This window comes from Megasphaera geminata F0357 (genome assembly GCF_000239275.1).
Lineage (GTDB): Bacteria > Bacillota > Negativicutes > Veillonellales > Megasphaeraceae > Megasphaera > Megasphaera geminata.
Window position 1 is genome coordinate 13,192 of the sequence record NZ_JH417560.1, and the last position, 17,594, is coordinate 30,785.

Annotated in this window: 17 protein-coding genes and 1 pseudogene; 7 read left to right on the forward strand and 11 right to left on the reverse strand. The window is 39.4% G+C overall.

The features are described from left to right. Positions 1 to 490: 490 nt before the first annotated feature. The 11 genes from ptsP to rpmH all read right to left on the reverse strand — a co-directional run bounded on the left by ptsP (position 491) and on the right by rpmH (position 9,951). Complete coding sequence (gene ptsP / locus HMPREF0080_RS00080) at positions 491 to 2,122, reverse strand: phosphoenolpyruvate--protein phosphotransferase (RefSeq protein WP_006788996.1); 1,632 nt, start codon at positions 2,120 to 2,122, stop codon at positions 491 to 493. A gap of 12 nt (positions 2,123 to 2,134) precedes the next feature. Continuing rightward, a complete protein-coding gene (locus HMPREF0080_RS00085) occupies positions 2,135 to 2,392 on the reverse strand; it encodes an HPr family phosphocarrier protein (protein WP_006788997.1) in 258 nt (85 codons plus the stop codon). A gap of 301 nt (positions 2,393 to 2,693) precedes the next feature. Then, the gene (locus HMPREF0080_RS00090) at positions 2,694 to 3,659 is read right to left on the reverse strand and encodes a D-alanyl-D-alanine carboxypeptidase family protein (protein WP_156795255.1); all 966 of its coding nucleotides are present in this window, start codon (positions 3,657 to 3,659) and stop codon (positions 2,694 to 2,696) included. A 22-nt stretch (positions 3,660 to 3,681) separates the two neighbouring features. Beyond that, the gene (rsmG, locus tag HMPREF0080_RS00095; RefSeq protein WP_006788999.1) at positions 3,682 to 4,395 is read right to left on the reverse strand and encodes a 16S rRNA (guanine(527)-N(7))-methyltransferase RsmG; all 714 of its coding nucleotides are present in this window, start codon (positions 4,393 to 4,395) and stop codon (positions 3,682 to 3,684) included. Next, positions 4,382 to 6,274 carry a tRNA uridine-5-carboxymethylaminomethyl(34) synthesis enzyme MnmG gene (gene mnmG / locus HMPREF0080_RS00100; RefSeq protein ID WP_040346560.1) on the reverse strand — a complete coding sequence of 631 codons (1,893 nt, stop codon included), beginning with the start codon at positions 6,272 to 6,274 and terminating at the stop codon, positions 4,382 to 4,384. The genes rsmG and mnmG overlap by 14 nt, the downstream gene beginning before the upstream one ends. An 11-nt stretch (positions 6,275 to 6,285) precedes the next feature. Further along, complete coding sequence (gene mnmE, locus HMPREF0080_RS00105) at positions 6,286 to 7,662, reverse strand: tRNA uridine-5-carboxymethylaminomethyl(34) synthesis GTPase MnmE (protein ID WP_006789001.1); 1,377 nt, start codon at positions 7,660 to 7,662, stop codon at positions 6,286 to 6,288. 58 nt (positions 7,663 to 7,720) lie between these two features. Further along, a complete protein-coding gene (gene jag, locus HMPREF0080_RS00110; protein WP_006789002.1) occupies positions 7,721 to 8,437 on the reverse strand; it encodes an RNA-binding cell elongation regulator Jag/EloR in 717 nt (238 codons plus the stop codon). 1 nt (position 8,438) lies between these two features. Continuing rightward, complete coding sequence (locus HMPREF0080_RS00115; RefSeq protein WP_006789003.1) at positions 8,439 to 9,092, reverse strand: YidC/Oxa1 family membrane protein insertase; 654 nt, start codon at positions 9,090 to 9,092, stop codon at positions 8,439 to 8,441. A gap of 85 nt (positions 9,093 to 9,177) precedes the next feature. Beyond that, positions 9,178 to 9,387: a membrane protein insertion efficiency factor YidD gene (gene yidD, locus HMPREF0080_RS09320; protein ID WP_006789004.1), complete on the reverse strand. Its 210-nt coding sequence runs from the start codon at positions 9,385 to 9,387 to the stop codon at positions 9,178 to 9,180. A gap of 3 nt (positions 9,388 to 9,390) precedes the next feature. Further along, on the reverse strand, positions 9,391 to 9,744 hold the full coding sequence (gene rnpA, locus HMPREF0080_RS00120) for a ribonuclease P protein component (protein ID WP_040346563.1): 354 nt from the start codon (positions 9,742 to 9,744) through the stop codon (positions 9,391 to 9,393). Positions 9,745 to 9,816: 72 nt separating this feature from the next. Further along, complete coding sequence (gene rpmH, locus HMPREF0080_RS00125; RefSeq protein ID WP_006940814.1) at positions 9,817 to 9,951, reverse strand: 50S ribosomal protein L34; 135 nt, start codon at positions 9,949 to 9,951, stop codon at positions 9,817 to 9,819. Between the two features lie 336 nt (positions 9,952 to 10,287). Here rpmH and dnaA point away from each other — a divergent pair, with 336 nt between their 5' ends. From dnaA to gyrB, 7 genes and pseudogenes are all read left to right on the forward strand, one after another. Further along, positions 10,288 to 11,811, forward strand: coding sequence for a chromosomal replication initiator protein DnaA (gene dnaA / locus HMPREF0080_RS00130; RefSeq protein WP_006789007.1), 1,524 nt, complete (start codon positions 10,288 to 10,290; stop codon positions 11,809 to 11,811). A 221-nt stretch (positions 11,812 to 12,032) separates the two neighbouring features. Continuing rightward, positions 12,033 to 13,148, forward strand: a complete 1,116-nt coding sequence (gene dnaN, locus HMPREF0080_RS00135; protein WP_006789008.1) for a DNA polymerase III subunit beta — start codon at positions 12,033 to 12,035, stop codon at positions 13,146 to 13,148. A gap of 9 nt (positions 13,149 to 13,157) precedes the next feature. After that, a complete protein-coding gene (locus HMPREF0080_RS00140; RefSeq protein ID WP_006789009.1) occupies positions 13,158 to 13,376 on the forward strand; it encodes an RNA-binding S4 domain-containing protein in 219 nt (72 codons plus the stop codon). Then, positions 13,377 to 14,480, forward strand: coding sequence for a DNA replication/repair protein RecF (gene recF / locus HMPREF0080_RS00145; protein ID WP_006789010.1), 1,104 nt, complete (start codon positions 13,377 to 13,379; stop codon positions 14,478 to 14,480). Continuing rightward, complete coding sequence (locus HMPREF0080_RS00150) at positions 14,473 to 15,336, forward strand: DciA family protein (RefSeq protein ID WP_006789011.1); 864 nt, start codon at positions 14,473 to 14,475, stop codon at positions 15,334 to 15,336. Before recF ends, HMPREF0080_RS00150 begins: the two co-directional genes overlap by 8 nt. Beyond that, positions 15,336 to 15,596, forward strand: a complete 261-nt coding sequence (remB, locus tag HMPREF0080_RS11565) for an extracellular matrix regulator RemB (RefSeq protein ID WP_006789012.1) — start codon at positions 15,336 to 15,338, stop codon at positions 15,594 to 15,596. Before HMPREF0080_RS00150 ends, remB begins: the two co-directional genes overlap by 1 nt. A gap of 54 nt (positions 15,597 to 15,650) precedes the next feature. Next, positions 15,651 to 17,593 (forward strand): annotated as a pseudogene (gene gyrB / locus HMPREF0080_RS00160) (DNA topoisomerase (ATP-hydrolyzing) subunit B). Position 17,594 lies beyond the last annotated feature (1 nt).

Here is a 17,594-nt window from a genome sequence, read left to right on the forward strand (position 1 = left end):
CCTTTCTAATCTTAACTCATCTAAGTTAATTTTCCTTATCCATTGTCACCGTATTAACGTGTTTTATATGGCTACGGCAATACCGATTCAGTTAATACCGCATTTACAGAAATATCGTATTGCAGCCGGAGCACTGACAGCTAGTAAGCCCCGGTGGTTCACTGCTAAGCCGATAAGCACATACAGGCTTTTAGAAAATCTCATTGGACAACGTTCCGGTTATCTATCCTTATCGTGCAGTTCTGAATTACTTTCCCAAGTCGGCTGTTTGACGGATCGGCAGAGTTGGGGTTCTCCGGCATTCCTATAAGCAGCACAAAGTTTTCTGTCTGTACTTACAGTTTTTTCAATTCTTAACCCTCATGTCCCACTTATAGAAATATATCCCGGCTGTTGTAACCATCTGCCACCATAAATTTGACGCATTCTCTCATTCTCGCCTATTCTTTTCACACAAAAAGCGTCCTTACGGGCGCTCTTACTCCGCAGTTTATTTACTTAGATCAACAGATGAAATCTTCTCGCGCAGCGATAAAACTGACGGCGGATTAACGGAGAATTCGTCCACGCCCATACGAAGGAAGGTTTCCGCAAGACTCAAATCGGCACCGAGTTCACCGCATATACCTACCCAAATACCTTCTTTGTGACCATTTTTTACTGTCATATCAATAAGTCGGAGAACTGCCGGATGATGAGGATCAAAGAACTCATCCAAATCGCTCTGTTGCCGGTCAATGGCCAACGTATACTGTGTCAAGTCATTAGATCCGATACTGAAAAAATCAACCTCTTTTGCCAATTCATCACTGATGATAGCTGCCGCAGGCGTTTCAATCATAATACCGACCTGCATCTCTTTATCAAAAGGAATTTTTTGCTGTCTCAGCTCATCCTGTACTTGCGAAAGCAAGATTCGGCTGCGTCGCACTTCATCAACAGAAATAATCAGGGGAAACATGACAGCAATTTTTCCATACGCACTGGCTCGGCAGAGAGCCCGAAGCTGGGTTTTAAAAAGCTCCGGACGCGTAAGACAGATACGAATAGCTCGCATCCCCATTGCCGGATTTTCTTCTTTTTTCAGATCGAAATAATCAACTTTTTTATCGGCTCCGATATCAAGGGTCCTAATAATGACAGTTTTCCCTTGCATCATTTCTGTTATTTTTTTATAAACAACGAATTGCTGTTCTTCCGACGGGTAACCAGTATTTTCAAAGTAAAGAAACTCGCTGCGAAAAAGGCCGATACCTTCAGCATCGTTGGCAATAATTTGCGATAAATTGCCGAGATTATCGACATTAGCAAATACGTTGATTCTCTTACCGTCTGCAGTATATGTTTTTTTACCGCAAAATGTATCGAGATATTTCTTATGTATTACCGCTTCATCCTGCTTTTTCTTCATTGCGGCCATCGTAGCGTGATCGGGATCAATGTACACAGTACCTGTAAACCCGTCAATGATAGCGAGCTTACCTTCCACATCAGCAGAAAGAGCGAGGCCGGTATTAACTACAGCCGGCATACTCAGCGTACGCGCAAGAATAGCGGCATGAGAACTCGTGCTGCCGCAGGACGTGACAAATCCGAGAACTTTATTCGTATCAAGCTGAAGTATTTCACCGGGAGATAAATCATCAGCAACAAGGATCGTACCACTATAAGCGGAGAAATCGTCTCTTTTGCCGCCATTTAACTGTCCCTGTACACGACGGGATATATCAAGAATATCTACAGCCCGTTCTTGCATGTATGCGTCACTCATCGACCGAAACATCTCTGCAAATTGCTGTGCTACCTGTTCTACTGCCGCTTCAGCATTCATCTTTTCATTGCGAATAAGCCGTTCAATGCCTTCAATATAATCATTATCGTCAAGCATTATCTGATGAACTTCAAAAATCGCAGCTTCCGTTTCGCCAATTCTTCCAAGCGCTCTTGCATACAAAGACCTGAGCTGTTCGATCGATATCTTACGGGCCGTTTGAAAACGCTGTACTTCCGCCTCTGTATCTTTTATATGACACAATGCCGTAAAACCAGTATTTCTACGGAAAAAGGCAAGCGGCCCAGTCGCAATAGCCGGAAAAACCTGCTTTCCCTGAATGACCAGCATAAATACCCCCGTTTATAAGTTTTCTTTTAAAAACCCCTCAATTTCATGAGCTGCCGCTTCTTCATCAAAGCCGTCAATGGTGACCTTAATCGTTTCGCCCTGCTTTACCCCAAGAGCCATGACCGTAAAAATCTTTTTCAAATCCGCCTTTTTAGCATCTTTCTCGACAAAAATCCCGGCTTCAAAATTTTTTGCCGCTTTGACGAGTAAGCCTGCCGGCCGGGCATGAATGCCCGAGGGATCTGTAATAATATACGTAAATTCTTTCATGTTAATGCCTCCTTATATACCGGAAAGAGTTGCTCTCTGGCGCAAAACAGGATAAAAACAATACATGTCTTTGCCTGTTCATACCATAGGTACTCTAATTATACCACTACTACCAGTATAATTAAGCAACAGAAGCATGGAGCCGGCTGTGAAGATCGCACAAAGAGAAATTTTGTATATCTTCCTGCCGTAACAAAGAAATTTATTATTGGTAAGGGCTAACAAATAACTAAAGTATCTCTGTTTTTATAAGCTGAATACCGCTCTCATAATTATGGGAGCGGTATTCAGCTTATATTTATTATACCGCAGAATTTTGTACAGGAGTATGATACTGTGCCGCAATATCGGTTAAAGTTTGTCCTGCCGGAGCATCACGAAGAACATATGCCGAATCGTCAGGATTCTTCGCATTATCAGACATAGTTGTTTCTGTCGGGGCTTCATCTTTTACCTGAGAAAAAGCATAATCCATCAAACGCCGTGCATCACCGGAACGATCATCGGAATTCAGGACGGATACAACAAAGGTCTTACCGTCGCGTGTCGCAGATGCCACAAGCGTTGCGCCGCCAAAATCAGTTGCACCCGTTTTAATCCCGTCAGCACCTCTATAACCGGATGTAAGAAATTCATTTAATGAATATACTACTTCTTTACCGCCCGTTATATACGGCATTTCAAAGAATGTATATCCGGTAAAAGATTTAAAAGTGCTGTTATCCATAGCATAGGCTCCGATCTTTGCCAAATCGCGGGCCGTTGAATAATGCTCCTTATCCGGAAGTCCATGAGGATTGACAAAATGTGTGTTTAAAGCACCGATTAAAGCAGCCTTATCATTCATTCGACGAACAAACTCACTGACTGAAGGGGCAACCGTTACCGCTGTACCGAGAGCCACATCACAACCCGTATAAGTCATCATTGCTGTCAAAGCATTACGCACAGTAACAGATTTATCCGGGGAAAGACCGAGAACAGCAACGTCCGAGTCAAGGGTATCCGCCTCAGCGGAAAGCTTAATCGGTTTATCCAAAAGAGCATCTCCTGCTTCAGCACCTAAAAGAGCCGTCATAATCATAGTCGTGCCTCCGGGATAAAGCTTTTCGTCTGCATTTTTTGCATATACTTCAGCACCTGTATCAGCATCCAATACATATGCAGATTGCGCATGTACATCAATATTATTTTCGGCTGCTGTCACGATAGATCCGCAGAGGCAGAATACGGAAGCAATAATAGCACATTTCTTAAAAAACATCATAGCGTACATCCCCTTCTTGTTCTCATAACGGATTTTTTGCGGCAACCTTTGGTTTACGCGGATATTCAAATGGACTTTCTTTTACCTTTTTAATATAGATGACAGCCCGTATATCCGTCAAGCCGGGAAGAGATTTCATCTGCACAGACTCTACTTCAGCACCGAGTATTTTCAGCGCATTGACAGCATTTTTTAACTCTTCTTCATATGCGGCCCCTTTAAGTGCAATAAATGTACCGCCTATTTTCACATAAGGCAGCGCCCATTCGGCAAGCACCGGTAAGCGGGCTACGGCCCGTGCCGTAACGACATCAAAAAATTCCCGAAACTCCTTTTTATGAGCTTCTTCTTCAGCTCTGCCGTGAAGAAAAGATGCATTCTTATAACCGATAGCAGTCGTTACGTCGCGAAGAAAATTCAAACGTTTTTGCAAACTGTCAAAAAAGGTTATCTTTAAATCATCGTGCATGATAGCCAACGGTATCCCCGGAAAACCGGCCCCTGTGCCTAAATCAAGAACGGATGCGCCGGCAGCAAAAAATGTTTCATCATAACAAGTAAGACTGTCAATAAAGTGCTTTACCGTCACTTCATCCGCTTCCGTAATGGCCGTTAAATTCATGACTCTATTTTTTTCAATAAGCATTTGCGCAAAGGTCTCAAATTTTTCCAATTGGAGTTCCGAAATGGCTACTTGTGCTTCTGCAAAAAGCGTTTTACCATTACATAGAAACATTGCCTTTACCCTCTCGTCGATATTGTTCCATATAAATTAAAAGAGCGGTTATATCCGCCGGAGAAACCCCCGAAATACGACTTGCCTGACCGAGTGAACGAGGACGAATTTTTGCCAGTTTCTGTCGTCCCTCAGAGGAAACGGTCTCAATGATTGAATAATCTATATCGGGAGGAATGAGCTTCTGTTCAAGCCTATTCATTTTGGCAACCTGATCTTTCTGCCGATTGATATATCCGTCATACTTTATCATTATTTCCACTTCTTCTGCCACTTCAGCCGACCGTTCCGAAAGCTCGGGGAATACGGAGTGTAAGAGAGTATAGGTCATCTCCTGACGACGTAATAAATCAACAGCTTTCGCGCCTGTACGTAGCGGCGCTGAACCGACGGCCGTCAGCCGTTCATTGGTTTTCGCGGTCGGCGTCACGGGAAATTCTGATAACTCTTCAATCATTGCTTCAATCGCTTTTCTTTTACAACAAAACGCCGCATAACGTCTATCATTAACAAGACCGATAGCACGGCCTTTTTCGGTTAATCGTAAATCCGCATTGTCCTGACGTAAAACAAGTCTGTATTCAGCACGGCTTGTCATCATACGATACGGTTCTTCCGTTCCCTTCGTAACCAGATCATCAATAAGAACTCCTATATACGCTTCTGCACGAGTGAGAATAAACGGCTCTTTACCTTTCAACTTCAGAGCGGCATTAATGCCGGCAATCAGCCCTTGTGCCGCAGCTTCTTCATAACCGCTTGTCCCGTTAGACTGCCCGGCAGAATAAAGATTCTGAATATGTTTTACTTCCAGGGTCGGTGTCAACTGCAAAGGATCAAGGCAATCATATTCAATTGCATAGCCCGGCCGCATAATTTTTACGTCTTCCAGCCCCGGTATCGTTTTTAAAAATTCATACTGTACATCCATAGGTAAACTGGTACTCATACCTTGTACATACATTTCTTCTGTTCGTAATCCTTCCGGTTCTATAAAGAGTTGATGTCGCTTCTTATCGGAAAAACGCAGAATTTTAGACTCAATAGACGGGCAGTATCGCGGGCCTATTCCTTCGATAACGCCGTTACACATAGGTGCTCTGTCAAGGTTGGAACGTATAATCTCATGTGTTTTTTCATTCGTAAAGGTCAACCAGCAACACACTTGATTTCGATTTTTGCGTTTTGAAAGAAAGGAAAAGGCATATCCTTTTTCATCACCCGCCTGTATTTCCATTTCTTCTGTCCGCAAAGCACGACGGTCTACGCGAGCAGGTGTCCCTGTTTTAAAACGCATCAGAAAAATACCCGCACGACGTAATGAGTCGGAAAGAACCTCCGCGGAACGTTGTCCGATAGGACCGCTGGCATAAGTAGTTTCACCTATAATGACCTTTCCTCTCAAATAAGTGCCTGTTGCCAATATAACTGATCGGCTCAGATACGTTTCACCTAATTCCGTATGTATTCCTCTGACAACACGGCCCTCAATGATAAGCTCTGTAACCATCAACTGCTTCACATCAAGATTATCCTGATTTTCCAGGGTATGTGTCATTTCTGCCTGATACAGTTTCTTATCAATCTGCGCCCGCAACGAATATACAGCCGGTCCCTTACCGGTATTTAACATACGCGTCTGTATGGTCGCAACATCTGTATTAATCCCCATTTGTCCGCCAAGTGCATCGATCTCTTTGACAAGGTGGCTCTTACCCGGTCCGCCGACAGCGGGATTACAGGGCATAAGCGCTATATTATCCAAGCTGAGAGTTACCAAAAGGGTGCGTACACCCAAACGTGCAGCCGCCAAAGCGGCTTCACAACCGGCATGACCCGCACCGATTACAATAACATCATATGTATCTGCAATAAACAAGAGTATGCCTCCTATTTTCCCAAACAAAAACGGTTGAATATTTCACCGACTATATCGTCATGAATCGTATCCCCCGTAATGGAGCCTAAAAGGTCCCAGGCCTCACGAATATCTATAATAGCAAAATCCAAAGGCATACCCTTTTTAATCGTTTCTTCCGCTCTTTCCAAAGCAGCCAAACTCTGCCTGACCAATTCTATATGGCGTGTATTGGTGATCAACACATCATATCCGTTCATACCGCCCTGAAGAGATCTGTCGACAAGAAATTGTTCCAGTTCTTCCATACCTTCACCATTTTTAGCTGAAACGAGAATAAGAGGATAAGAGAATTCGGATAATTCTTCATGTTTTATACCATCTGCCAAATCGATTTTATTCAATACCAAAGCAACCTGTTTTCCCTTAACTGATTGGAGCAAACACTTATCTTCTTTTGTCAATGCCTTTGAGCGATCCACCACAACAAGAACTATATCGGCCCGTTCCAAATACTCTCTTGCCTTGGTAACGCCTATTGTCTCAACAACATCTATTGTCTCACGAATCCCCGCCGTATCAACAAGTTGAAAGGGAATTCCCTGAATGGATACCCACTCTTCTAAGATATCGCGCGTTGTACCGGGAATATCCGTAACAATAGCTCTTTCTTCAGACAAAAGGTAATTTAAGAGACTTGATTTTCCCGCGTTGGGAGCACCGACAATGGCAACCGTAACACCGTCCCGAATTATCCGGCCTTTTACCGATTGTGCAAGCATTATCCTTATTTTTTCCTTCATTTCCGTCAAGGCACCGATCATATCCCGTACAACAATGTCTTCCAAATCTTCTTCCGGATAATCAACAGTTACTTCCAAACGCGTAATGAGATCGGTTAAGTCTGTCCTCATTTTACGGACAAGCTTAGATAACTTACCTTCCAATTGGCTTACCGCCGCACTGAGTCCCTGCCTGCTCTTCGCTTGAATAATATCCATAACGGCTTCGGCCTGTGCCAAGTCGATACGACCGTTCAAAAACGCTCGCTGCGTAAATTCGCCGGGTTCGGCAAGTCTGGCCCCGTTTCTCAGTACAAGTTGTAAAATGGAAGCTATAGGCTGTCTGCCGCCATGACACTGAATTTCCAAAATATTTTCAGCCGTATATGAATGCGGTTCTTTCATGATAAGAACAAGTACCTCATCTATTTCTTCTCCGCCTTCATCGACAATTGTTCCGAAATGAATCGTTCTGTCTTTATACTCTTTTATACCCTGCTTACCTTTAGGACGGAAAACTTTTGCGCCTACTTCATATGCTTCGGGACCACTGATTCGAATAATACCGATACCGCTTTCTCCGAGCGGCGTGGCAACGGCGGCAATCGTGTCGGATATATCATACATATCAAATCCTACTCCTTATATAGGAAAAGAACCCGGCGCAACGCACCGGGTCCTTGTTTTACTGGTAATAAATAACCACATGGCGATACGGCTCCTGTCCTTCACTCTCCGTGCGAATATGCTCCGTATGCTGAAGGGCAACATGGATGATCTTGCGTTCATACCCGTTCATCGGTTCAAGAACCATCTTATCGTGATTATGTTTGACTCGACCTGCCAAGCGATGGGCCAAGGCTTTCAGTGTTTCTTCACGACGAGTACGATAATTTTCAACATCAAGCATCACGAAGCAGTGATTTTCCCTATCTTTATTAGCTTTCAAATTAACCAAATATTGAAGTGCGTCCAATGTTTGCCCGTGCTTGCCAATGAGAACTCCTAAATCTTTACCGTGTAAATGAAGGATGATTTTATCTTCTTTAATCATTTTCTCAATAACAACGGAAATACCCATCTTTTCAAGAACTTCCTGAAGAAATTCTTTTCCTTCGGCAGCGATATTTTCTGCAGCGGCCTCTTCTTTTTTCTTTACTGTCATTTCTTCCAGTTCCGTGACAGATTCCGTCATAACCGCTTCTGTAAGGGTATCCGGCATTATTTCTTTTTCAATAACGGTAAGACGAACTTTAGCATCTTTTTTACCGAAACCGAAAATACCGCTGCTCGGTTCCGTGATAACTTCTGTCAGAACGTCTTGTTCTTTTCTTTGAAGTTGTGCCAACCCCGATTTAACCGCTTCTTCTACGGTTTTTCCCGTAACTTCGATACTAGTCATTTCAGTTCTCCTTTTTAAGGTAACTCATGAGCATCTGCTGTCCACCTTGAAAAATGTTGGAAATAATCCAGTAGATAACCAAACCGCTCGGGAAGGTCAAACTGATCCAACCGATAAACAACGGCATCGCTACTTTCATAATTTTTTGTTGCATAGCCTGAGGACCTTCTACATCAGACTGAGCGCCGGTCATTTGCTTCTGAATAAGAAACGTTGAAAGCGCTGACAGTACAGGCAAAATATATGTCCCGTCCGGTTCTCCTAAGCTGGACAGCCAAAGAAAGCTCTGATATGCCGGATCATAAGGATAAGAACGAAGAGCATAAAAAATGGAAACAAGAAAAGGCATCTGAATCAAAATAGGAAGACACCCTGAAAAAGGATTTACGCCCATTTCTTTATAGAGCTTGCTCATTTCTTCCTGCAATTTTTTCTGATTACCCTTATACTTTTTTTGTAATTCCTTTATTTTAGGTTGCAAAAGTTGCATACCTTCCATAGAACGAATCTGTTTCGCTGTTAACGGGCTAAGTATTAATTTTATAATAACCGTAAGCATAATAATAGCGATACCATAACTAGGATATCCTATAATTTGTGTAAAAACATAACAGTAATCAAGACATGTTGACATAAAACTTGCCAATACATCCATAATTCCGCTGAAAAAGCCCAAATTTCTCAACTCCAATCAAGTGTGCAAGCCCCATACGGGAACAGCCTTTATTTCGTCTATTCCGTCACGGTACCGGATCATATCCGCCCTTATGAAAAGGATGGCATTTTAAAATACGTTTAACCGCTAACCATGTTCCTTTTAACATACCGTACTTTTGTAAGGATTCAACAGCATAAGCAGAACAACTGGGATAAAAACGACAACAGGGTAATCCCAACGGAGATATACATAATCGATAAAACCGCACAAAAAAGATAAGAACATATTTCATAATTTACTTCTTTCGTAATATACCCGCCTGTTCAAAAAGATTCAATATAGCACGTTCCGCATCGGCATAACGGCCATTTTTCAATCTGCTTCTGCCAATCAATACCAAATCATATCCGTCAGACAATTCCGCCTTGTGAAGTCTATATACTTCTTTCATAAGACGCCGACAATAGTTACGTTCAACGGCACAACCAATTTTTTTACCTGTCACAAATCCTGTACGTACAGATTGATTTGATGACCGTCTCATAACATAAAGCACAACTGATTTCGTAACATACGATTTACCATAACGATACACTAGCTGGTATTCTCTATTTTTACATAGACGGTCTTCTTTTCTTAACTCATACATGAACGTTACCTACTAATACCAGAAAAACAGAAAAATCCCATATGGAATTCTTCTGTTCATCTCGTAAAATTATTAAGCAGAAAGTTTCTTTCTACCTTTCATGCGACGTTTTTTTAAAACCATACGGCCGCCTTTCGTTTTCATTCTTTCACGAAAGCCATGTGTTCTTTTCTTCCACAAGTTATTCGGCTGAAATGTTTGTTTCAAATGAAGCACCCCCCTTTTACACACAGTCTTATGAACCTACACTATAATAGTGTAATTATACTCAATCGACTACATACTGTCAATGAAAGCTTCCATCTTATCTATCAACAGGTTAATTAATTTAATGAGGTCAGTCTATTCCCTTTACAACTATTTTAGTGTAAAATGTGGATAGCTATTAAAAGTTATCAACAGATTATTAACAATTGTTGATAACTTTGTTTTTCTTTAAAGTTGTGGTATTTATTAAATGATATATGTTTCTTTCCACACGATTATGCACATTACAGCATGTTTAAATCATAATCATTCTTACAGAAAGGATTTACAGGTTATATGGAAACGGTAGACATTACAACATTATGGATTACCATGTTAGATAAACTGAAAAAAACTTTGCCGCCGCAAATTTATAATACATGGATCGAGACATCCCTCATTCCTTATTCCTTTGAAGAAAATGTATTCACTTTAGATACGACAAACAACTTCATTTGTTCATTCATTACAAAAAAATATACAAAGCTTCTCGAAAATACAGCTTCATCCTCTCTGGGCAGGCCTGTAAGGGTTCGTCTTATTCACAGCGAAAGTTTAATTATAGATAAAGAGACTGCTGCAGCGGTAGAAAAAACAGATAATATATATGAAGACAACACATATAAATCAAAAGAAAAAATTTTTAAAACTGCTGACCAACAATCTACTGAATCATATGAATCCGAACCGCTTGAATATTGTCAAAAAATAAAATTAACGCCCTTTGCCGATACTGATTCAAAAATAGTTCCGTCTGCCGAAAATCCTTCTATATCACATATAGGAGTTTCTACTTTAAATGATGCCTATACTTTTAACACATTCATCATCGGCAACAGTAACCGTATAGCCCATGCAGCCGCTCTTTCCATTGCCGAAGCACCGGCAAAAAAATATAATCCTTTCTTTATTTACGGCGGCAGCGGTCTCGGTAAAACTCATCTTATGCACGCCATAGGGCATCATATTCTTAAACAATTCCCAACCATGTGTTTACGTTGTATTACAAGTGAAGATTTTGCTAATGAACTTATTCAATCCATTCAAGATCGCAATTCTGAAAGCTTTCGTCAGCGTTATCGTAATATAGATGTCTTACTCGTTGATGACATCCAATTTCTCGAAAGTAAAGAGCATACTCAAGAAGAATTTTTTCACACCTTCAATAAACTATATCAAGATCATAAACAAATGGTTTTTACCAGTGATCGGCCGCCGCAAGATATTAAAAAATTGGAAGATAGATTGCGTTCACGTTTTCAAGGCGGTACAGTAGTCAGTATAGAACCTCCCGATTTAGAAACAAGAACAGCTATATTGCGCAATCGTGCTTCAGTAGAAAATATAAAAATACAAAAAGAAGCTATCGACTACATTGCCTCTAATGTAAGCGAAAATATTCGTGAGCTTGAAGGAGCATTTATACGAGCTCAAATGCAGGCTTCCGTAGAAAAATCACCTATTACCTTGGAATTAACTCAACGCGCGTTAAAAGAACTAATCAAAGATAAAAATGAAAAAAAATATATTACGATAGATGAAATAACTAAGGTTGTCTGTCATTATTACAAGGTTAAATATGAAGACCTCATGAGTAAAACAAAAATGAAAAAAATTGCTTATCCCAGACAAATCGCCATGTACCTCTGTCGTGAACTGACAGATAATACATATCCCCATATAGGCGCAACCTTTAACGGCAGAGATCATACAACAGTTATGCATGCATGTACTAAAGTTTCTAAAAATATGGAAAAAGATGAATCTTTAAAAACAACGATAGAACAGTTAAAAAAATTAATCACTAATGTGAACAACTAAGGAGAACAAGTTGTCTATATACTGTTTATAAATCAAATCACTTAAAATACATGTATTATTGTGGATAAAGAAATATGATTTATCTACCTTATACCCACATAAGTGGATACTATAATTAGTAAATCTATAAGGCTTTTGCACAAATTCACAGTACCTATTACTATTACTACTATAATTTAATTCCCAATTCATTTCATACTCATATAAAAGGAGAATAAGATATGAAACTCAGAATTCAAAAAAATGATTTTACACAAGCACTTCAGTCCGTACAAAAAGTAGCTGCTAATAAAAGCAATAATCTTTCCAGTGAAAACGGTCTTTTAATTAAAGCTTTAAACGATGTTATTGAAATTCAGGCTAATGACTATGACATGGGCATTAAAACAATAGTACCCGGCATTATTGAAGAAGCAGGTGAAGTATTCCTTTGGGATCCTCATCTTTCCGAATTGACCAGACGCATTAACAGTGATGAAATTATTCTGACAAAAAATGAATCAAATTCTCAAATGACAATTCATGGCGGTAAACTGACTTATCGATACGTTACTATGAATACGGAAGATTTTAATGAAGTTGAAGTCGTCGAACAAGGATATGCTCAATTTGAAATAGACAGTGTTACTTTAAAAGAACTTATTGATAATACATCTTATGCTTGTGCAACAGATACGTCTCGGCCTGTTTTTACCGGTACCTTTATGGATGTTTCCGAAAAATCTCTTTCCATGGTAGCAACGGATACTCATCGACTTGCTCTTAAATCTACCGTTTTGGAACAATCTGCAACAGATGATATTCAGGCAATTATACCCAGCAGATTGCTTACTGAAGTGTCGCGTCAATTACCTACTGATGTGCCTGTTGTTGTTAAAGTGACAGCTGTACGTAACTATTTGGCTATCCAGTTTGGAAATGTATATATGAGGACAAGATTGATTGAAGGTATTTTTCCTGATTATCGTCGTGTTATACCGACAGAATTTCAAAATATCATTACTGTAAATCGCAGTGAATTTACGGAGGCTGTTGAACGTATTTCTATTGTTGCTAAAGATGCACAATATAACGTTATTAATTTTGAAATAAAAAATAATCAAATAAAGATGACCAGTCAGGATCCGGATCACGGCACGGTGGAAGATTCTGTAGAATGCAATATGTCCGGTGAACCTCTTGCAATATCTTTTAACGGGCGGTTTATTCTTGATCTTCTTAGACATTGCCATAAAGATGAAATTTTTCTTAAATGCAGAGAAAACAGTCCCATGTTGGTACAAGATAAAGACCAGGGAAATTGCGTTTTTGTCGTTACACCGATGCGTACGAGATAGGAAAATATAATGAAGGATATAGTTATTAAAACAGAAAAAATACAGCTTGATCAATTTTTAAAGTGGGCCGATATTGTGGAAAGCGGCGGACAAGCAGGATTTCTTATAGCTGATAAGAAAGTTATTGTAAATGGAGAGATTTGTACGGTTAAGCGTAAACAACTTGTTACAGGTGATGTTATTATTATTAAAGATAATGGCAAATATCGTCTGGTTGGAGCGAAGTAAATGATAATTACACGCGTTCGTTTACAGGGATTCAGGAACTATGAAAGTGTCGATATTTCTTTTCCAAAGTCTATTATTATCTTTTATGGGCGTAACGGACAGGGAAAAACAAATCTTCTTGAATCCATGTATGCGGGCTGTATCGGTAAATCATATAGAGGCGTCGGGGATATTGATATATTGAGACAAGGATCGAATGAAGGAAGTGTTATTATTGATTTTGTACGAAATAATGTTGAACAGGAAGTTAAAATAATTTTTTCCCGATTTGAAAAAAAATCTGCATATATAAATAATACAAAGGTGAAGATAAAGGAACTGTTCGGAACATTGCAGGCAGTTATGTTTTCACCGGATGATTTACAATTAATTAAAGGAACTCCTTTGTTGAGACGACGTTTTATGGATATGGAAATATCTCAAGTAAATCAAACATACTATCATTTGCTGTTGCAATATAATCGTGCTGTTGCGCAGCGAAATATTCTTTTAAGGAAAATGAAATATAAGAGGTGTATTTCGTTAGATGAATGGGATGAGCAATTAGCCCAATTTTCGGCGGAAATTGTAAAAAAGAGGTTGGAGTCTTTAAAAAAAATTCGTTTCATGGCAGGCATTATATATAAGAGGCTGACACGGAATAAGGAAAATTTAACATTAACCTATGTGCAACCCTATAATAAAGGTATAGGTGATGAGCAGAATATAACTGATCCGGAGTGGTATTATCGGCTTTTGAAGAAAAACAGACAATATGATATATACAGAATATCTACATCTGTCGGCCCTCATCGAGATGATCTTATTTTAGGTACGGAAGCAGGAAATTTGAGAAGGTTCGGTTCTCAAGGCCAGCAACGAACTGCTGTTTTAGCTTTAAAATTGTCTGAATTGGAATTTATAAAATCTGAAAGCGGGGAATATCCTGTTTTGCTTTTAGATGATGTAATGAGTGAACTTGACGAAGGGCGGCGCAACTCTCTTCTTGAATTTGTTCATGAACGAATACAGACTTTTATTACTGCGACAGATGATGCTGTTTTTCGCAAGAAAAAAGAATATCATTTTTTACATGTTGTCAACGGAAAGGTTAAATATGACTGATATTAGAAAGGGGATTCCGGAAAAAGCCGGCAATTTTATACAAAATATACTGAAAAAAAATAATCTTCTACAATCGTATCGTCTTTATACCTTAAAGAGTAATTGGTCTCATATTATGGGATCTCAAATAGGAAGGTATTCATATATCCATGATATCTGTGATGGTGTTATTACAATTGGCGTTATTAATTCAGCTTGGATGAGCCAACTTTTTATATATAAACGGCAGATTAAAGAAAAAATAAATTCTTATCTGGGTGAACGGTATGTTAAAGATATAAAGTTTACAGGTTCCGGAAAAGTTCCGCCTAAAAAAAGTATCTTATGGGATGAAATCCATGAAGGACAATTTCAAACTTATCTTTCTTCAATTGTCATTACTCCGGATACAATTAAGAAGATTCATAATGAAATAGATAAATTTCCTGAATCTATGCAATCTAAAATGTTTAATTTGTTTGTAGCCAGGGAACGCAGACGTATTGCTTACGAGCGGGAAGGATATCATTCTTGCCCGCATTGTGGCAGATGGCTGCGAAAAGAAGAAGGGTGTTTATTTTGTAGTCTGGCAGTTGAGAGGAAAAGAAAAATAAAATTAACGTCCATATTGCAGGAGCTTCCCTGGCTTACATGGGAAGATGTGCTTCATGATTATGGTGCCGAAAGATTTACGGAAGAAATGTATAATGAAGTACGCCGTAATTGTATTTATAGATTGATTGAAAAAGTTTACCATAATGTTGATACGGAAGAAGACGATCTTTTTTTAGCTATTTTTATTACAAGAAAAAATCCGTCTGATTTGGAAGATAGTTTTATTATTCATTTGGTAAATAAGTATAGGAGGAAAGAATAATGTATCTTCATATAGGAGAAAATGAAGTTATTCCTCTTACGTCTATCATATCTATCGTAAAATGTCACCCGACAAAATCGGTAAAAACCAACAGTGTAAAAAAATTCAATAAACCTTTTATTGCGGTCGGCAATATTTCCGACAATAAAATAAAATCATATGTATTGACAGACGAGTATTTGTATGGTTCGCCAATTACATTGGAAACCCTCATTAAACGGTATAAAAATATATTTTCCCGATCTCAAAAATTTATATAAATATCTTGTAATCGCGGACAGTATTTGTGAGTTTGCAGCAATGATGTATAATTAATGATTATAAAGCAGGAGGCAATCAGTTTTATGTCTGAAAAAAAGAAATCTTCTTATGGAGCAGAACAAATACAGGTTTTAGAAGGATTAGAAGCTGTTCGGAAACGCCCCGGTATGTATATCGGCAGCACGTCGCTTAAAGGTCTTCACCATCTTGTTTATGAGGTAGTTGATAACAGTATTGATGAAGCTTTGGCAGGATATGCGACACATATTGAAGTCACTATTGAGGCGGATAATAGTGTTACAGTTATTGATAACGGGCGCGGTATTCCCGTAGCTATGCATAAAATAGGTAAACCCGCTATTGAAGTTGTTTTGACAGTCCTCCATGCAGGCGGTAAATTCGGCGGAGAAGGGTACCCTATTTCCGGCGGTTTACACGGAGTCGGTATATCTGTTGTAAATGCTCTTTCCGAACAGACTAAAATTGAAGTTAAACGTGACGGTTATTTATGGAATATTGCCTTTGCCCGCGGTTTGACGACAAAACCGTTACAAAAGGTAAGGCCTCTTGAAGCAGGAGATGAACGAGGCACAAAAGTTTGGTTTAAACCGGATCCGGAAATTTTCCCTGATACAGCCTATGATTTTGAAACCTTAAGAATCAGACTTCGTGAATTGGCTTTTCTTAATAAGGGATTGACCATAACATTAACGGATAAGCGTAAAGACAGAAAAGAAGTTTATCATTATGAAGGAGGGTTAAAGTCTTTTGTTGAATTTCTCAATGAAAATAGGAATCCTGTAAATTCAACCGTTATTAGCTTGGAAGGTATTAAAAATGATATTATAGTTGATATTGCTCTTCAATATAATGACGGGTACAGTGAGAATATTCTTACTTTCGTAAATAATATTTTTACTGAAGAAGGCGGCACGCATTTAAGCGGCTTCCGGTCCGGTTTAACGCGTACGATTAATGATTACGGCCGTTCATCCGGTATTATCAAAGAAAACGAAGAAAATCTATCCGGCGAAGATGTCCGTGAAGGTCTTACGGCAATTATTAGTGTTAAAGTCAGAGAACCTCAGTTCGAAGGTCAGACTAAGACAAAATTGGGAAATAGTGAAGTAAAAGGGATTGTTGATAACATTATTTCCGACGGGTTAAACCAAACTTTTGAAGAAAATCCGTCAGAAGCTAAGGCTATTGTTAATAAAAATATTAATGCTGCTCGCGCCCGTCAGGCTGCACGTAAAGCAAGAGAATTGACACGTCGTAAAAATGCCTTGGAAATCAGCAGTTTACCCGGTAAACTTGCCGATTGTTCGGAAAAAGATCCGGACAGAACGGAAATTTACCTTGTTGAAGGCGATTCTGCGGGCGGTTCCGCCAAACAGGGGCGAGATCGTAAGTTCCAAGCTATTTTACCGTTACGCGGCAAGATCATTAATGTAGAAAAAGCACGCCTTGATAAGATCTTGGCGAATGAAGAAATTCGCGCCATGATTACGGCTTTCGGTACAGGTATTGGTGAAGAATTCGATATTGAGAAACGCCGTTATGATAAAATTATTATTATGACCGATGCGGATGTTGACGGGGCTCATATTAGAACTCTTCTTCTGACGTTCTTTTATCGGTTTATGAAGCCATTGATTACAAAAGGCCATGTTTATATTGCACAGCCGCCATTATATCAAGTTCGTAAAGGTCGTTCTATTTGGTATTTATATACTGATGATGAATTGAAAAGTAAGATTGAAGAAGTCGGCGGTGATAATACTGTTGTCCAGCGCTATAAAGGGCTTGGTGAAATGAATCCGGAACAACTTTGGGAAACAACTATGGATCCTCAGTTCCGTACGCGTTAAAGTGGAATTGGAAGATGCTGTAGAGGCAGAATCGCATTTTTTCCGTTCTTATGGGAGATAAAGTAGAACCTCGTCGCAAATTTATTCAGGATAACGCAAAGAAAGTAAGAAATCTCGACTTGTAAT

Coding starts and splice junctions, on each gene's coding strand:
- HMPREF0080_RS00150 (WP_006789011.1), top strand. CDS start 14,473: ATGACTGATATTAGAAAGGGGATTCCGGAAAAAGCCGGCAATTTTATA.
- remB (WP_006789012.1), top strand. CDS start 15,336: ATGTATCTTCATATAGGAGAAAATGAAGTTATTCCTCTTACGTCTATC.
- HMPREF0080_RS00115 (WP_006789003.1), bottom strand. CDS start 9,092: ATGGATGTATTGGCAAGTTTTATGTCAACATGTCTTGATTACTGTTAT.
- rnpA (WP_040346563.1), bottom strand. CDS start 9,744: ATGTATGAGTTAAGAAAAGAAGACCGTCTATGTAAAAATAGAGAATAC.
- recF (WP_006789010.1), top strand. CDS start 13,377: ATGATAATTACACGCGTTCGTTTACAGGGATTCAGGAACTATGAAAGT.
- dnaN (WP_006789008.1), top strand. CDS start 12,033: ATGAAACTCAGAATTCAAAAAAATGATTTTACACAAGCACTTCAGTCC.
- HMPREF0080_RS00085 (WP_006788997.1), bottom strand. CDS start 2,392: ATGAAAGAATTTACGTATATTATTACAGATCCCTCGGGCATTCATGCC.
- ptsP (WP_006788996.1), bottom strand. CDS start 2,122: ATGCTGGTCATTCAGGGAAAGCAGGTTTTTCCGGCTATTGCGACTGGG.
- dnaA (WP_006789007.1), top strand. CDS start 10,288: ATGGAAACGGTAGACATTACAACATTATGGATTACCATGTTAGATAAA.
- jag (WP_006789002.1), bottom strand. CDS start 8,437: ATGACTAGTATCGAAGTTACGGGAAAAACCGTAGAAGAAGCGGTTAAA.
- HMPREF0080_RS00090 (WP_156795255.1), bottom strand. CDS start 3,659: ATGATGTTTTTTAAGAAATGTGCTATTATTGCTTCCGTATTCTGCCTC.
- HMPREF0080_RS00140 (WP_006789009.1), top strand. CDS start 13,158: ATGAAGGATATAGTTATTAAAACAGAAAAAATACAGCTTGATCAATTT.
- rsmG (WP_006788999.1), bottom strand. CDS start 4,395: ATGTTTCTATGTAATGGTAAAACGCTTTTTGCAGAAGCACAAGTAGCC.
- yidD (WP_006789004.1), bottom strand. CDS start 9,387: ATGAAATATGTTCTTATCTTTTTTGTGCGGTTTTATCGATTATGTATA.
- mnmE (WP_006789001.1), bottom strand. CDS start 7,662: ATGTATGATATATCCGACACGATTGCCGCCGTTGCCACGCCGCTCGGA.